The sequence below is a fragment of the Pseudomonas quercus genome, assembly GCF_012033695.1.
GTDB classification, from domain to species: Bacteria; Pseudomonadota; Gammaproteobacteria; order Pseudomonadales; family Pseudomonadaceae; genus Aquipseudomonas; species Aquipseudomonas quercus.
In genome coordinates this window covers 586,184-601,780 of sequence record NZ_JAAVJI010000001.1, presented here as the reverse complement: position 1 = coordinate 601,780, position 15,597 = coordinate 586,184, and the positions used below count along the sequence as shown (strand labels likewise).

Here is a 15,597-nt window from a genome sequence, read left to right as displayed (position 1 = left end):
CTTTACACGGACACAGGCGCAGCCTTGCCCCCGGTCAGCGATTGCTTGCCAGACCCCGGCTTGCCACGGGCGAAGAGCACCACCACGGCAGCCACTACCGAGGTGATTGCCAGCCCATACAGGCCCCCTTGGATAGACCCGGTGGTTTGCTCCAGAAAACCAAAGGCCGTAGGGGCCACAAAGCCACCGAGGTTGCCGATCGAGTTGATCAGCGCAATCACCGCGGCGGCGATCCGGGCGTCCAGATAACCTTGGGGCAGTGGCCAGAACAGCGCAGAAGCTGCCTTGAAACCGATGGCAGCAAAGCAGATCGCGACAAAGGCAAACACCGGGCCGCCGGTAGTGGACATGAACATCCCCAGCGCGGCGATCAGCAGGGTGAGCGCACACCAGGCCTGCTGGTGGCGCCATTTGGCCGCCAAGCCGGCGAACCCGTACATGGCCACAATAGAGATCAGCCACGGAATGGCATTGAGCAGGCCCACTTGGAAATCGCCCAGGCTGCCCATCTTTTTGATCATGCTGGGCAGCCAGAAGGTGGCGCCGTAAATGGTAAGGGCGACCGAAAAGTAGATGAAGCAAAACACAATGATCTGTCGGTCGGCCAAGAGCCGCAGGATCGACGGACGCCCGCTTTGCTGCGCTTCGCGCGCCGCTTGCTCCTGAGCGATGGTAGTGGTCAGCGCGTGCTTCTCTTCGTCGGTAAGCCATTTGGCTTCATGGGGATGGGATTGCAGATGAAGCCAGACAAACCCGCACAACACCACCGATGCGGCGCCTTCGATCAGGAACATCCATTGCCAGCTGTGCAGCAACGGCAAGCCCAGGCTGAGCAGGCCACCTGAAACAGGGCCGGAAATAACCGAGGCGATGGCCGAGCCGCTGAGAAATACCGCCATGGCTTTTCCGCGCTCCGCTGCCGGTAACCATTGGGTAAAGTAGTAAATGATGCCGGGGAAGAACCCCGCCTCCGCGGCCCCCAGAATAAAACGCAGCACGTAGAAGCTGGTTTGCCCCTGTACGAACGCCATGGCCATGGCCGCGATGCCCCAGGTGAGCATGATCCGGGCTAGCCAGGCGCGTGCCCCATAGCGTTGCAGCAGCAGGTTGGATGGCACTTCGAACAGGGCGTAGCCCACGAAGAACAGCCCGGCACCCAGGCCATACGCCGCTGCACCGATGCCCAGGTCCGTTTCCATGTGGCTTCGCACAAACCCGATGTTCACCCGGTCGATGTAGTTGACGATGAACATCACCACGAACAGTGGCAATACGTGACGCTTGACCTTGCTCGCCGCCCGGGCAAGCGCGTCGGCTGGAATGGCGCGATGGGGCTGGTTCACTGGGCATCTCCCGCTATTGTTTTTGTGGGTAGGCCGCACCGCTGTGGATGCACCCCTGATGATGGACCAGCGCATTGTTGCGGTCTAATCTAGTTTGACTCTTGATTGATACCTGGAATGAATCAGTGTTTGAACTCGCCCAATTGCGTTGTTTCACCGCCGTGGCCACTGAGCTCAACTTTCGCCGGGCGGCCCAGCGGCTCAACATGACCCAGCCCCCCCTCAGCCGCCAGATCCAGTTGCTGGAGCACCAGCTGGGCGTCGCGTTGCTAAGTCGCAATACGCGCACAGTAGCGCTCACCGCTGCTGGCCGAGCGTTCTTTGTTGAGGCCCAGAGCCTGCTGGAGCGGGCGGAAATGGCAGCGGTGTCGGCACGGCGCTTCGCAGCGGGGGACATCGGCTCAGTCACCATTGGTTTCGTTGGCAGTGCGGTGTATGAATTCCTCCCTCGGGTGATCGCCGAGGCTCGCGAGCAGCAGCCCCACATCAATATTGCGTTGACCGAAATGAACACTGCACAGCAGCAGGAAGCCTTGCGCGCGCGGCGTATCGACCTGGGCATCGCCCGCGCCCCGTTGAACGAGCCAGGTTTCGTAAGCGAACGGTTGGTACGCGAGCCCTTCGTGCTGGCCGTAAACCACGCTCACCCTTTGGCTACCCGTCCGGCGGTCGCCGTCAACGACCTGCACGGGGAACCGTTTCTGATGTATTCCCACGCCGCCTATGCCCCGTTCAATGAGCTGCTTACCGGCATGTTCAGGTCTGCCGGGGTAACGCCAGACTACGTCCAATGGCTAGGCTCTTCGCTCACCATTCTGGCACTGGTAAACGCTGGGTTAGGGCTGGCCCTGGTACCCCGCTGCGCGACAAACGTCGTGTTCAAAGAGGTGGTGTTCCACACCATGAACCTGGGTGACGGCGTGCAGAGCGAGCTGCACCTGATTGGCCGGGCCGACAATGACAACCCTGCCTGCAAGATGCTGCTGGAGGCCATCCGGGCCGCGGTCTGAGCTGTTAGGCAGTTTGGGTAAAGGTTTGTGTAACAAGGCCGATACCTTTGCAGGCCGCCCTTGTGCCGTGCGGCCGGTCATGACGCGTTTATGGCAGCCCGCCCGGATGGAACCCTTTACATGCAAGAAGTCCCCACCCATTACGCCAACTTGCGTGTGGCGCGCAACGCCCCGCCTGAAGTGATACGCGCCGCTTACAAAGCCCTGATGCAAAAGCACCACCCTGACCGCAACCCTGGCGATGCAGAGGCTGAGCGCATCGTACGGCTGTTGAACACGGCCTATGCCGTACTCAATGATCCCAAGCAGCGGGCACAACACGACGCCTGGATCTCTACCCAAAAAGCACAGCGCCTGCAGGCTCAGCTCAAAGCGCTGGGTTCAGCCCCCCAGGCGGAGCAAGCGGTTGGGGTGCGCAAGCGCAGCCGTGTATGGCTGGTGGTGGCCCTGGCAGTGGCGCTGGCCTTTGCTTTGGGCATGGGGCTGGCCATACAACTGACCAGCCAGGCAAGGCCTGCCGTTTCATCTCAATGGCGCCGTTGAGCCCTATGATCGGGAATTAACCGCTAGGCGACGAGTCTATGACCATTACCCGGTATTCCCAATCACTTGGGAGCCTCACCTAAGGCTGATTCGACGCATAGCGAGGAACTAACGATGCCATTGCCCCACCAAGACGACATTCACTCGCCTGCTTGGCGAAACATGCTCGAAGGCGTGGACAGGGCAGCCGACTATGTGGAGATTCGCGAAAGCGCTGCCCGCGCCACGGGCTACCTACGGTGCCTTACTGACTTTGGCCTGGTTAACCTGGGCCAGCACAAAGCCATGGCTGAGCGTATCGATACGGTATCCAATCGGCGCTTGGCAGCACTGCGGCATGCTGCCAGGGGTTCAGCAGATCCGTGGTAACACCCAGCGACCTTGAGTGAGCCCATAGGCTGTGTACGAAACGTTCTGACGTGAAGGTCAGGCAAGGCGAAAACAGGCGAGGAAGCGGAGTTTACTGGTTGTAAATGAGCATTCCGAGCCGGTTTTCAACGCAGCATCACCGAGCGTCAGGACTTTTCGAACATAGCCTAAGTTAAATAGTGTGTGCTGGGTCAAGAACAGCGCACCACCGCCGATATGCTTTTCACGAAAAGAGGATATCGGCCATGCAACGCAACACTCACCACAGCATTACTTCTCCCTCGCCCCTTATTGTGCTCCGGTCCGAACGTGCGCTGGTCGCTGCCGCCTGTGCTGGCGTCTGCGGCTGGGCGGTATCCCTGGCTTGGCTGTGGCTGGCTTGAGCATGCGCCTTTCAGTCGCTCAGTGGTTTTCCCTGGCCTTGTGCGTGGGGCTGTTCATGCTGGTGGATGGCGAGCTGTGGCGGGGACTGGGCGTTTAACTAACGCGCCTGCGCCACTGTCTCTCTAACCTGACACCTCCAGGCTGCGCAGGGCTTACGCCAATCACAGGCTCCCGCCTTCACTCCCTACCCGTTGCAACTGCCCTGCTTTATCCAACCGGTAACGGTCATAGTCCGCTGCTAGGATCAACGTCCCGTTATAGTACGCTGCGGCCTCCGCTCTCAGCGCTTCAAAGGTCAGACCAGGCCGGCCGGCTATCTGGTAGCGCGGGCTGAAATGGGTCAACACTAGATTGGGCAGCCCTGCTGAGGCGGCAAAACGGGCGACCGTCGCTGCACTGCTGTGCCCATGGTGTTCCTTCCCGCACGCCACCGCCTGGGTGTAGGTTGCCTCATGCACCAGCACCTGAGCCCCTTCGCAGGCTTGCCCAAGTAGCGTGGGTTCGGCATTGTCCCCTGCCACCACGATGCACTGAGGTGGTTGCCCAAAGCGTAGATAGTCCGTGGGTGTTAGCACTCGGCCCTGGTGGTACACCGCTTCGCCTCGCATCAACGCCCCCCACGCAGGGCCGCGCGCTACCCCATCGGCCGCCAGCCGCGCACGGTCCAGCGTGGGCCGGGCGGCGGCCTCCGTGAATCGGTAGGCATACGAAGGTACACGATGAGCCAAGGGCGTAGCGCTGACGCTAAGGCCTGCAGCGCTCCACGGTGGGCCCGTTACCAGGCCTGGTGTGGCGTGAAAGCGCAAGGGAAAGGGCACGTGTGTTTCGGTAAGGTCGAACGTGCTGATCAACCAGGCCTCGATGCCGGCCGGTGCAATGATGTCCAGAGGCTCGGTACGTCCCTGCAGGCCAGCACTGGCCAACAACCCAGGCAGGCCATAACAGTGATCCCCGTGCACATGGGTAATGAAGATTGCGCCCAGCTGTCGAAGGGACAAAGGCGTGCGCAGCAACCGATGCTGTGTACCTTCGCCACAGTCCACCAGATACCAGGCCTTGCCTTGGCCCGCTAGCACGGCCAGGCCACTGACGTTGCGGGCCCGGGTGGGGGTGCCAGAGGAGGTCCCAAGAAACATCAGTTCCATCAGAAGTCCTTTCAAAAAAACGTTGGGCCATGAAACCACATTCAGTGCCCGCTAGGCTTGATCCTTAAGCGTTGGTGTTCACACAGGGACGGCTGGCGTGCTTAGGCCATGGCGAGCATCGAGCCAGTGACGCGCCGAACAGGGTGCAATTTTCCTGAACTTTGCCCGCCCTTGCGCTTTCCCAAAACCATGGCGCCCAGCAAAGGGCCACCTGCCCACCCCTTCTACAGGAGCTCCCATGAGCAGCAAACGTGTACTGATCATCACCTCCAACACCGGCATCGAGCGCGACGAGCTGGTCAAGCCGCTGGAAGCCCTTAAAGGCGCTGGCTTGAACGTGACCCATGCCTCGGTTGAGGGCGGTACTACCCAGACCTTCGTACAGGACACGGAGAAGGACAAGACCGTGGAATCCACGGCAAAACTGGCAGGCCTTAAGGCTGAGGACTTCGACGCTTTGGTGATCCCCGGCGGTACCGTCAACGCCGACACCCTACGCCAAGACAAGGATGCTCAAGCGCTGGTAAAAGCCTTTGCTGACGCAGGCAAAACCGTTGCCGCTATCTGCCACGGCCCTTGGCTGCTGATCGATGCCGGTGTGATCGAAGGCAAGACCTTAACGTCTTACCCCAGCGTGAAAACTGACCTGCTCAATGCCAAGGCTGCAGGGTGGAAAGACACTGAAGTGTTTACCTGTGGTGCTAACGGCTGGACCCTGATTACGTCCCGTACCCCGGATGACCTGCCTGCATTTAACCAGGCCATCATCAAAGCCGTGCAAACCGCTTAATAGATTTCCGTTTTACTTTGCCCGCGAAAGCGGGCTTTTTTTGGCATAAAAACCTCCTAAAAAGTAAACGATACTTATAACTGACTGCTATACCTTTAATGCCCTTTCATTTAATACCTATCTGGTGCATTTAAAGCGAAGCGGTAGTTGTATGCGTCTTATCTTATTACCATTGATCGGCCAGTAAGGCCTATAGGGAACAAACCCTATTGCCCTGCATGTCCTACATTATGTCCCACTTCAGGGGCATCCAAACTTGATACTAGGAGTGCATCATGGCCAAGACCGGAAATAGCAATCCAGGCAACTTTGCGAACGATAAGGAAAAAGCAGCCGAAGCCGGCAGAAAAGGCGGACAGGCGTCCAGCGGAAATACATCCACTACGGGCAAGTCCTCCGACAGTCAACGCAAGGGCGACCAAAGCAGCAATAGCCGCCGAGGTTGAAGGATGCTCCATGCAGGGCAGCCTGGCTGCCCTCCTTCCTTATAGGTATTTACCCGCATTGCCGCTTCGCTTGATTGACCCTCGCGCCTCCCCCTGTTATAACGCCGCCCCAGATTCGCCCTGGCCAATGCCAGCGTCCGCCGCTCTGGCCAGTGGTCACCTGACCATCTGTCCGCAAATAGCGAAAACCCGCGTTCCAAAGCCTGTCCCGTGCCGGGAAGCCTGAACTTTCCCGCTTCGCTGGTTTCAGTTCATCGTCACGATATCCGGGTTTCTGGGTCGCCTCCTGCAGACGCCTGGCTTGCCCCTATCGGATCACAAAACTGACCCCATTGCGCGATAACAAACAGGACCGCGGCCATGACGGATAACACCGTTGCAGTAAATCCGGAACACACCACACCAGGCATTGCCAACGTCCAGCGGTTGAGCTTGTTCGTTTTTGCTTTGTTCTTCATCTTTGGTGGCATCACCAGCCTCAACGATATCCTGATCCCTAAACTCAAGAGCCTGTTCAGCCTCACCTACGCTGAAGCCATGCTGGTGCAATCCTCATTCTTCCTGGCCTATGTGATCGCCTCGATCCCGGCTGGCTTGCTGATTGCCCGCATCGGCTATATGCGGGCCGCGGCCATTGGTTTGGTGACCATGGCAGCCGGCTGCGTATTGTTCATTCCTGCCGCACTGGTTGGCCTGTTCGGCGCATTTCTGATCGCGCTGTTCGTATTGGCCATTGGCGTGACCATTGTGCAGGTCGTGGCCAACCCGCTCATTTCGCTACTGGGTGACAAAGGGACAGCCCACAGCCGGGTAACCTTTGCCCAAGCCTTCAACTCGTTGGGTACTACAGTGGCCCCCTACCTGGGCGCTATGTTGATCCTGGGCACGTTGAGCCAGGTAGACCCCGCCACCTTGTCAGGCTCAGCACTGGCAGCGTACCTGGCCGAAGAAGCCAAAGTGATCAGCAATACCTACGCAGGCATTGCATTGGCGCTGGTCCTGGTGGCCCTGCTGGTATGGCAGCAGCGCAAGCAGCTGCCCTTCTCCGGCGCCAGTGAAGGGGCCAACCCCCTCTCGGCACTGAGCCTGCTCAAACAGCCCCGGTTTGCCTTCGGTGCCGCCTGCCTGTTCTGCTACGTAGGCGCAGAAGTCGCCATCGGTAGCCTGCTGACCAACTTCCTGATGCAGGACTCTACCTTCGGCTTCAATGCCGAGCTGGCAGGCAAGCATGTGGCCTATTACTGGGGCGGGGCGATGGTAGGCCGGTTTATCGGCGCGGCGCTGTTGCGTACCTTCGCACCTGGCAAAGTGCTGGCCTGTGCAGCCGTGATGGTAATGGTGTTGATTGCCAGCGCGGCCACCACCCATGGCGCCCTGGCGGGCTGGTCGATCCTGGCCATCGGCTTGTTCAACTCGGTAATGTTCCCCACGATTTTCGCCCTGGCGTGCGAAGGCCTCGGCAAGCGTGCCGCTGAAGGCTCGGGCTTGATCTGCTGTGCCATTGTAGGCGGGGCCATTGTGCCGCCGCTGACGGGCTATGCGGCGGACGTGACCACCCTGGGTATGTCCCTGGCAGTACCCGCTGTTTGCTATGCCGTGATTGCGGCCTACGGTTGGTATGCACGGCGCCCTGCTGTGGTGTGACACGCGTGCGGTGACCTGGAAGGCAGCCTTTGACAGGCTGCCTTTTTTATTGGCCGCTATTCATGGTTTTGCTGCACTGCGCACCACATTGACAGGCTCGACACCGCCTCATAGGATATCTCATAGGATGTCGTACAAATGCAGCCTGCGCCGTTTCGGTAGGTAAAACCGGTAGTACGGTCAATAAAAATAACAACGGAAGCCACTACACATGACAACACAGGTCCCTCCTCACGTTCAGGCAACCGCGCGCCCGCTTGCCCAGGAACAATCGTACGTAAGCAAATACCGTTGGGTTATTTGCGCGTTGCTGTTTATAGCCATTGGCATCAACTATATCGATCGGCAGATGATCGGTATTTTAAAGCCCACTTTGGCCGCTGAACTTAAATGGTCTGAAACTGATTACGCCAGTATCGTTTTCTGGTTCCAATGCGCGTATGCCATTGGCTTTCTAACATTTGGCCGCTTAATCGATAAAGTGGGTGTACGGATAGGTTATGCGCTGGCTTTTACAGTGTGGACACTGGCCAGTATCGGCCACGGCCTTATCAGTACCGTCACCCAATTTGCCGTGGCCCGGTTTACCCTAGGGTTTGGTGAGTCCGGTAGTTTCCCTGCCAGCCTCAAGGCTGTTTCGGAGTGGTTTCCGCAGAAAGAACGCGCGCAGGCAACCGGCATCTTCAACGCGGGCACGGCCATGGGGCCGATCCTCACCCCGCTATTGGTGCCTGCCATTACGCTGGCTTGGGGCTGGCGCACGGCATTCATTGCCATTGGTATCGTCAGTTGCCTGTGGCTATTCGCTTGGCTACTGATGTACCGGCGCCCCCACGAGCACCCCGGCGTCAGCCCAGCGGAACTGGCCTACATCCAGTCAGACACAACGCCGGTATCGGCCAAGCCCGCTGCCCCTGTGAAAATCTCTTGGTTCAAGCTGCTGACCTTCCGGGAAACCTGGGCCTATGCCGCCGGCAAGTTTCTCACCGACCCGGTGTGGTGGCTGTACCTGTTCTGGCTGCCAGACTTTTTAGGCAAAACCTACGGGCTGAACCTTAAAAGCTTTGGCCCACCCCTGATCGCCATTTACCTGCTGGCTGACCTGGGCTCTGTGTTGGGCGGCTGGGGCTCTTCACGGCAGATGAAGAACGGCCGCACGGCCAACGCCTCGCGCAAGACCACCATGCTGGTCTGTGCCTTGGCGGTGATCCCAATCGTGAGCGCACAGTTCGTGTCTAGCTTGTGGCTGGTCGTGGGCATCATTGGCCTGGCGGCCGCCGCGCACCAGGCCTGGTCCGCCAACCTGATGACCTTGCCCTCGGACATGTTCCCCAAGGAAGCCGTGGCCTCGGTCATTGGTATCGGCGGCATGGCCGGCGCCATGGGCGGTATGCTGATGACCACCTACAACGGCTATATCCTGGAAGTGTTCAAGTCTTACCAGCCGATCTTCATCGTGGCCGGTAGCGCCTACCTGATTGCCATTGCAGTCATTCATACGCTCACGCCACGCCTCAAACCGGTCACGCTGGACCGTATTGCGGTGAGCTGACCCTCCCGTTTCTCCCCCTACGGCCGCGTCATGACCTGACGCGGCCTTTTTGCTGACAGGCTGCACAGCCGGCGTGCGCACGTGACCTTCTGCCCAGCGAAGCGGTCCAACTGGCGCCTACGCATGCCCTGGAGCCTTCATTGATGTCGCGCCTGCACCTTTTTGCCGCTTTTCCGGATCAGGCCCGCCGTGCCATCGCGTTGGTATGGGGAACCTCCCGAGGTTTGTTCATCGGCCTGGTCATCGCTACGCTGATGGCGGGCATACTGCCAGCGGTCGCAGCCTGGATAGGGCAACGTATCGTGGATGCCGTGCTTGACGCCATGGCGATGCACGCACGCTTGGGCCAGGCCCCGCTCTGGCCGGTGCTGCGGTATGTGTTGGCTGAAGCCGGGGTGCTGGCACTGCTGGCCGGCACCCAACGCGCGCTGTCCGTGCAGCAATCCCTGCTGCGGGTTCAGCTGGGCCAGAAAGTGAACCTGCTCATCCTTGAAAAAGCCCAGACCCTGTCGCTGCTCCAGTTCGAGGACTCTGAGTTCTACGACAAACTGGTTCGCGTGCGCCGGGACGCCTCCACGCGCCCCTTAGGGCTGGTGGTCAAATCCTTGGGCCTTGTGCAGAACATGGTGGCGCTGGGCAGCTTTGCGGTGCTGCTGGTGCAGTTTTCACCGTGGGCGCTGGCGATACTGGTTTTGGCCGCCTTGCCCGTGTTTTTTTCAGAGACGCATTTTTCCGGGGATGCCTTTCGCCTGTTTACCCGGCGCGCACCCGAGTCGCGCCAGCAAAGCTACATCGAGGCTTTGCTGTCCCAGGAAGCCCATATCAAGGAAGTTCGCCTATTCGGGATCGCTCCGCTATTGCTTCAGCGCTACCGGGATACCTTTGCTCGGCTCTATGCCGAAGACCGGCGCCTCACATTGCGCCGCGACGGCTGGGGGTTCGTTTTAGGGTTGCTGGGCACCTCGGGCTTTTACCTGGCCTACGCCTGGGTGGTGCTGGACACGGTCCACGGCACGACCACCCTGGGCCAGATGACCATGTACCTGGTGTTGTTCAAACAGGGGCAAGCGGCAATCGGTGCCAGCCTCAGCGCCATTGGCGGCTTGTATGAAGACGGGCTGTACCTGACCAACCTGTACGATTACCTGGCACAACCGGTGCCTGTAGCCGGTGGCACCTTGACCGAAGGCGTGCGGCCTGGCGATGGCGTACGCTTCGAAGGCGTGGGTTTTACCTACCCCGGCGCCACGCGGCCTGCGCTCAGGGACATCCATTTCAAGGTAGCGCCGGGGCAGAGCCTGGCCCTGGTGGGCGAAAACGGTTCGGGCAAAACCACCCTGATCAAATTGCTCACCCGCCTGTACAGCCCTACTACAGGGCGCATCCTGCTCGACGGCAGCGACTTGCAACACTGGGCGCCTGATGCCCTGCATCGCCGCATCGGGGTCATTTTCCAGGACTACTTGCGTTACCAGATGAAAGTGGGTGAAAACCTGGGGGTCGGTGACGTAGGCGCCTTCAATGACGAAGCGCGCTGGCACGAAGCAGCCGCCCAGGGCCTGGCAGCGCCCTTTATTGAGCACCTTCCCCAGGGCTACCAGACGCAACTGGGTAAATGGTTCCTGGGGGGCCAGGAACTGTCGGGCGGGCAATGGCAGAAAATCGCCTTGTCCCGCGCCTACATGCGCCGCGATGCCGACCTGCTTATCCTGGACGAGCCCACGGCGGCCTTGGACGCTGCGGCAGAAGCTGCCGTGTTCGAGCGCTTTCGCACCTATGCCCAAGGCCGTATGAGCGTACTCATTTCCCACCGGTTCTCTAGCGTGCGAAATGCCGGGCATATTCTGGTGCTGGAACAGGGGCACATCTTGGAACAGGGTAGCCATGAAAGTTTGATGGCACAGGGCGGCCGGTATGCGGGCCTGTTCACCCTGCAGGCCGAGGGTTACCGGTAGACGTGCCTGCCGGGCGCTGCCAGACTGTGCGCACTTTTCAATGCATCACTGCTCTGAGGGCCGAATGCCGTCACCTCCGATGCCCCTGCCTCCTGATGTTCACGGTATGCGCCCTGCGCGGGTCATTCGGCTGACCCTGTTGTTCACATCGGGCATCATCGCGATCATCGTGGCGTTAGAGGCAGTGCGGTTATGGCATGACTACGGTCGTGCCCTCGATGAGGCACGTATCTCAGCGGCCAACTTGGCCCATGCCACCGAGCAGCATGCCGAAGGCGCCTTGCGCCAAGTGGATTCGATGCTCGGCGGCATCACCGAACGTATCGAAGGCGACGGCCTGGATAACCTGAACGCGCAGCGCCTGCATGGCTTGCTCAAGCGCCAGGTGGGCCTGCTGCCACAGCTGCATGGGCTGTTTATTTATGGCCCGGACGGCAGTTGGCTGGTCACTGACAAGGACTCGGTTGCGCCAAACGCCAACAATGCCGACAGGGAATACTTTGCCTGGCACCGCGACCATCCCGACCCTGGACTGCACATCGGGCCCGTGATCACCAGCCGCTCTACTGGGGAGCAGGTGATTCCTGTTTCACGACGCATCAATCACCCGGATGGCACCTTTGCCGGCGTGTTCCTGGCGACTTTGCGGCTTGATTATTTCCAGGATTTCTACGCCAGCTTCGAAATCGATGCCCATGGCATCTTTGTACTGCTGCTGGCGGATGGAACCCTGCTGGCCAGGCGGCCTGTGTTGCCCTCGGCCATCGGAATCAACTTAGGCAATAGCCCGGTGTTCGCGCAGTACCTGCCCTACATGGACAACGGAACGGCCGACTTCAATTCACCCCTTGACGGCGAACGGCGTATCTACGGGTTCCGGCGCGTCAATGGCTACCCACTGGTTGTGCAAGCAGCGCTTTCCCGTCAGTCTGCCCTGCAACCTTGGAAAGTGGACCTATTCAAGACCTTGCTCGTGCTGGGTGTGCTGGGGTGCGGCATCGGGCTGTTCGGCGCGGCGCTGATGCGCGAATTCAAGCAGCGCATGGCCGTGGAGCAGGCGCTAAGGTCTGCCCAGGAAAGCCTCAACCAGATGGCCTTCCACGACGGCCTTACCGGCCTTGCCAATCGTCGCAAACTGGACATTGCGCTGATCGACGAGTTGAGCCGTGCGCGGCGCCTGAACTACCCGGTTGCCATGCTGATGCTAGACCTGGACCGGTTCAAGCTGTTCAACGACCGCTACGGCCACCCGGCTGGCGATGACTGCCTCAAGGCCGTGGCTGGGGTACTGTCGGCCACGGTTCGGCGTACCAGTGACCTGGCAGTTCGGTATGGAGGCGAGGAGCTTGCCTTGCTGCTGCCCAACACCCCTTTTGAAGGCGCGTGCAAGGTAGCCGACGATGTGCTGGAAGGCATACGTGCGCTGGGCATTGTCCACCACGATAACGACCGTGGCATCGTCACGGCCAGCTGTGGTGTGTATGTGTGTGAGCCGGCGCTACAGGACACTTCCCCAGCCGCCATCATCAAAGGTGCAGACGCCCTGCTCTACGCCGCCAAGCATTCAGGCCGCGACCGCTGGCGAGCGACCGGGGGTGGTGCGCTTATGGCCTCTGACGGCACCGCCTGAAAACACTGGCTCAGGAGTTAAGCACCTGCGCTAGGAAGGGTGCCGTTCTGCTTGCTTTGCTCCGTGCCACGGTCTGAGGCGTGCCCTGTGCCACCAACGTTCCCCCGGCGGTGCCCGCGCCAGGACCTATATCCAGCACCCAGTCGCTGCCTGCCACTACACGCATGTCGTGCTCCACCACGATCACGGTATGGCCAGCCTCCACCAGGCGATTGAGCTGTACCAGCAGGCGGTCCACATCCTGGGGGTGCAAGCCCGTAGTGGGCTCATCCAATACATACAGCGCCGCCCCTCGCGCGCTGCGCTGCAGCTCGGTGGCCAGCTTGATGCGCTGCGCTTCACCGCCCGACAGTTCCGTCGCAGGCTGGCCCAGCCGCAGGTAGCCCAGGCCGATGTCCTGAAGCACGTCCAGCGAGCGACGCACGGCCGGCTCGTTCTTGAAGGCCTCACAGGCCTCCTCCACTGTCAGCTTCAGCACCTGGGCGATGGACAGCCCTTGCCACTGCACCGCCAGGGTTTCGGGGGTATAACGGTCACCGTGGCACACCGGGCATGGGGCATAGACGCTGGGCATGAACAATAGCTCCACGCTGACCATACCCTCGCCCTCACACGTTGGGCAGCGCCCCTTGGCCACGTTGAACGAGAACTGGCCTGCGTCAAAACCCTGAGCTTGTGCCTGGGGCGTGGCAGCGAACAGCTTACGTACATGATCGAACAGCCCGGTGTAGGTGGCCAGGTTGGACCGTGGTGTACGCCCAATGGGCTTCTGGTCCACCGGGACCAGGCGGCGTAGGTGCTCCAGGCCCTCTACAATACGGCCCTCTACCGGCAGGGTTGGCTCATCATCCAACCCCTGCTCCTCTTCAGGTGCGGCGGCGGTCGCCTGCCCCAAGTGCTGGCTGACCAGCTCAAGCAAGGCCTGGCTGACCAGGCTGGACTTGCCAGAGCCGGACACGCCCGTCACAGCGGTCAGGCAGCCCAGTGGAAAGCGCACATCCAGGCCATTGAGGTTATTGCGTGTAATGCCTTCGAGCGTCAGCCAGCCTTGAGCAGCCCGCGGCGCCCTGGCTTCCGGTGCCTGACGGTCGAACAGGTAGGCGGCTGTTCGAGAGTTAGCCACGTGGGCCAGGCCAGCGGGCGGGCCGCTGTACAGCACCTGGCCACCGCGCTCGCCGGCGTCCGGCCCCACGTCCACTAGCCAGTCGGCACGCCGCAGGGTGTCCAGGTCATGCTCGACCACGAACACCGAATTACCCGCCTGTTTCAAGCGCTCCAGTGCACCTAGCAAGGCCTGGCTGTCCGCCGGGTGCAGCCCCGCCGAAGGTTCGTCCAACACATAGATAACGCCGAACAACTGAGAGTTGAGCTGGGTAGCAAGGCGCAGGCGCTGTAGCTCACCGGGTGACAACGTTGGAGTGCTACGTTCCAGGTCCAGGTAGCCAAGGCCTAGCTCTATCAAGGTGGCCAGCCGTTCAAGCAACTCGTTAGCAATACGCTGCGCAGCCAGGCGCTTTTCCACCGACAGGTTTGGGGTATGGCGTACTTCCTTGCCTGAGGCGTGCTCGCTCCCCCCTTTGGCTACGCGCGCATCGCGCCCTGCCTTCACCTGCGCGGGCGTCAGGGTATCGCCCTGTTCTTCGCCCTGTGTCAGGTAGGCGGGGCTGGCCACAGGGCCCAGCACATCGGCCAGGCGTTGCAGGGGCAGGCGCGACAGTTCGGCAATGTCCAGCCCTGCGAACCGCACGCTCAGGGCTTCGGGTTTCAAACGCTTGCCGTCGCACACCGGGCACGGGTTGGCGCGCATGAACTGCCCTACCCGTTTGCGCATCATTGCGCTCTGGCTATGGGCAAAGGTATGCAGCACATAGCGCCGAGCGCCTGTAAACGTGCCTTGGTAGCTAGGTTCAGCCTCGCGCTTGAGGGCTTCGCGGGCCTGGGCCGGCGAAAGGCCCGCGTACACCGGCACGGTGGGCGTTTCTTCGGTGAACAAAATCCAGTCCCGCTGGGCTTGTGGCAGGTCCCGCCAGGGGATGTCCACGTCATAGCCGAGCGTTACCAGGATGTCGCGCAGGTTCTGGCCCTGCCAGGCCGTGGGCCAGGCCGCCACCGCACGCTCGCGGATGGACAAGGAAGGATCGGGCACCAGCGATGCTTCGCTCACATCGAACACGCGCCCTAGCCCATGACAGTGGTCACAGGCACCTTGCGGTGTATTGGCGGAAAAGTCCTCGGCATACAGCATGGGTTGGCCCGCAGGGTAACTGCCAGCGCGCGAATACAACATGCGTACCAGGCTCGACAGCGTCGTTACGCTGCCTACCGACGAGCGGGCATTAGGCGTACCACGCTGCTGTTGCAAGGCAACAGCAGGTGGCAAGCCTTCAATACTGCCCACATCCGGTACACCGGCCTGGTCGATTAAACGGCGCGCATAAGGGGCCACCGACTCGAAATAACGCCGCTGGGCTTCTGCATAGATTGTGGCGAAAGCCAACGACGATTTGCCGGAGCCTGATACCCCGCTAAACACCACCAGGGCATTGCGGGGTACGTCCACGTCCACGTTCTTTAGGTTGTGCTCACGGGCGCCGCGCACCCGCACGAATCCGCTGCCCAGGTCTGCCCGGGGCGCTTCAGGCGTGGAAGTCATTTGAGGTCCTTGCTGTACTTAACGCCTGTTCGATCCTTAGGAGGGCGGGATCGTTCAGCGCTAGCGCAAGGCAACAATGGCAGGCTGGAAGCAGGTGTCACACAGAGGGCAGCAGCGCCTGGCGCCTATTACA

The 15,597-nt window shown here is 60.6% G+C and carries 13 protein-coding genes; 10 read left to right on the top strand and 3 right to left on the bottom strand.

Features of this window, described 5'->3' with window-relative positions:
• Window positions 1–2 precede the first annotated feature (2 nt).
• Window positions 3–1,343, bottom strand: coding sequence for an MFS transporter (locus HBH25_RS02660; RefSeq protein WP_324616846.1), 1,341 nt, complete (start codon window positions 1,341–1,343; stop codon window positions 3–5).
• Window positions 1,344–1,468: 125 nt separating this feature from the next.
• On the opposite strand from HBH25_RS02660, the gene HBH25_RS02655 reads away from it, so the two are divergent.
• From HBH25_RS02655 to HBH25_RS02640, 4 genes are all read left to right on the top strand, one after another.
• Window positions 1,469–2,353, top strand: a complete 885-nt coding sequence (locus tag HBH25_RS02655; protein WP_168081198.1) for a LysR family transcriptional regulator — start codon at window positions 1,469–1,471, stop codon at window positions 2,351–2,353.
• 120 nt (window positions 2,354–2,473) lie between these two features.
• A complete protein-coding gene (locus tag HBH25_RS23050; protein WP_218585481.1) occupies window positions 2,474–2,896 on the top strand; it encodes a J domain-containing protein in 423 nt (140 codons plus the stop codon).
• 114 nt (window positions 2,897–3,010) lie between these two features.
• Window positions 3,011–3,265 carry a hypothetical protein gene (locus HBH25_RS02645; RefSeq protein ID WP_168081196.1) on the top strand — a complete coding sequence of 85 codons (255 nt, stop codon included), beginning with the start codon at window positions 3,011–3,013 and terminating at the stop codon, window positions 3,263–3,265.
• Window positions 3,266–3,510: 245 nt separating this feature from the next.
• Window positions 3,511–3,648, top strand: a complete 138-nt coding sequence (locus HBH25_RS02640; RefSeq protein WP_168081194.1) for a hypothetical protein — start codon at window positions 3,511–3,513, stop codon at window positions 3,646–3,648.
• Between the two features lie 162 nt (window positions 3,649–3,810).
• Here the strand turns inward: HBH25_RS02640 and HBH25_RS02635 are convergent, their stop codons facing one another.
• Window positions 3,811–4,794, bottom strand: a complete 984-nt coding sequence (locus HBH25_RS02635; protein ID WP_168081192.1) for a ribonuclease Z — start codon at window positions 4,792–4,794, stop codon at window positions 3,811–3,813.
• A 238-nt stretch (window positions 4,795–5,032) separates the two neighbouring features.
• On the opposite strand from HBH25_RS02635, the gene HBH25_RS02630 reads away from it, so the two are divergent.
• The 6 genes from HBH25_RS02630 to HBH25_RS02605 all read left to right on the top strand — a co-directional run bounded on the left by HBH25_RS02630 (window position 5,033) and on the right by HBH25_RS02605 (window position 12,811).
• Entirely contained in the window at window positions 5,033–5,584 is a 552-nt protein-coding gene (locus HBH25_RS02630) for a type 1 glutamine amidotransferase domain-containing protein (RefSeq protein ID WP_168081190.1), read from the top strand.
• A 275-nt stretch (window positions 5,585–5,859) separates the two neighbouring features.
• A complete protein-coding gene (locus HBH25_RS02625) occupies window positions 5,860–6,030 on the top strand; it encodes a con-10 family general stress protein (RefSeq protein WP_168081188.1) in 171 nt (56 codons plus the stop codon).
• A gap of 360 nt (window positions 6,031–6,390) precedes the next feature.
• Window positions 6,391–7,674, top strand: coding sequence for a sugar MFS transporter (locus HBH25_RS02620; protein ID WP_168081186.1), 1,284 nt, complete (start codon window positions 6,391–6,393; stop codon window positions 7,672–7,674).
• 211 nt (window positions 7,675–7,885) lie between these two features.
• A complete protein-coding gene (locus HBH25_RS02615) occupies window positions 7,886–9,226 on the top strand; it encodes an MFS transporter (RefSeq protein ID WP_168081184.1) in 1,341 nt (446 codons plus the stop codon).
• A gap of 143 nt (window positions 9,227–9,369) precedes the next feature.
• Window positions 9,370–11,181 (top strand): ABC transporter ATP-binding protein, encoded by a 1,812-nt coding sequence (locus HBH25_RS02610; RefSeq protein WP_168081182.1) that lies wholly within the window; start codon window positions 9,370–9,372, stop codon window positions 11,179–11,181.
• A gap of 79 nt (window positions 11,182–11,260) precedes the next feature.
• Complete coding sequence (locus tag HBH25_RS02605; protein ID WP_229631780.1) at window positions 11,261–12,811, top strand: sensor domain-containing diguanylate cyclase; 1,551 nt, start codon at window positions 11,261–11,263, stop codon at window positions 12,809–12,811.
• 10 nt (window positions 12,812–12,821) lie between these two features.
• On the opposite strand, the gene HBH25_RS02600 is transcribed toward HBH25_RS02605, so the two are convergent.
• The gene (locus HBH25_RS02600; protein ID WP_168081180.1) at window positions 12,822–15,464 is read right to left on the bottom strand and encodes an excinuclease ABC subunit UvrA; all 2,643 of its coding nucleotides are present in this window, start codon (window positions 15,462–15,464) and stop codon (window positions 12,822–12,824) included.
• Window positions 15,465–15,597 lie beyond the last annotated feature (133 nt).

Excerpts from the sequence above, each read along its gene's own strand:
- HBH25_RS23050 (WP_218585481.1), top strand. The coding sequence starts at position 2,474 with ATGCAAGAAGTCCCCACCCATTACGCCAACTTGCGTGTGGCGCGCAAC.
- HBH25_RS02645 (WP_168081196.1), top strand. The coding sequence starts at position 3,011 with ATGCCATTGCCCCACCAAGACGACATTCACTCGCCTGCTTGGCGAAAC.
- HBH25_RS02640 (WP_168081194.1), top strand. The coding sequence starts at position 3,511 with ATGCAACGCAACACTCACCACAGCATTACTTCTCCCTCGCCCCTTATT.
- HBH25_RS02635 (WP_168081192.1), bottom strand. The coding sequence starts at position 4,794 with ATGGAACTGATGTTTCTTGGGACCTCCTCTGGCACCCCCACCCGGGCC.
- HBH25_RS02630 (WP_168081190.1), top strand. The coding sequence starts at position 5,033 with ATGAGCAGCAAACGTGTACTGATCATCACCTCCAACACCGGCATCGAG.
- HBH25_RS02625 (WP_168081188.1), top strand. The coding sequence starts at position 5,860 with ATGGCCAAGACCGGAAATAGCAATCCAGGCAACTTTGCGAACGATAAG.
- HBH25_RS02620 (WP_168081186.1), top strand. The coding sequence starts at position 6,391 with ATGACGGATAACACCGTTGCAGTAAATCCGGAACACACCACACCAGGC.
- HBH25_RS02615 (WP_168081184.1), top strand. The coding sequence starts at position 7,886 with ATGACAACACAGGTCCCTCCTCACGTTCAGGCAACCGCGCGCCCGCTT.
- HBH25_RS02610 (WP_168081182.1), top strand. The coding sequence starts at position 9,370 with ATGTCGCGCCTGCACCTTTTTGCCGCTTTTCCGGATCAGGCCCGCCGT.
- HBH25_RS02605 (WP_229631780.1), top strand. The coding sequence starts at position 11,261 with ATGCCCCTGCCTCCTGATGTTCACGGTATGCGCCCTGCGCGGGTCATT.
- HBH25_RS02600 (WP_168081180.1), bottom strand. The coding sequence starts at position 15,464 with ATGACTTCCACGCCTGAAGCGCCCCGGGCAGACCTGGGCAGCGGATTC.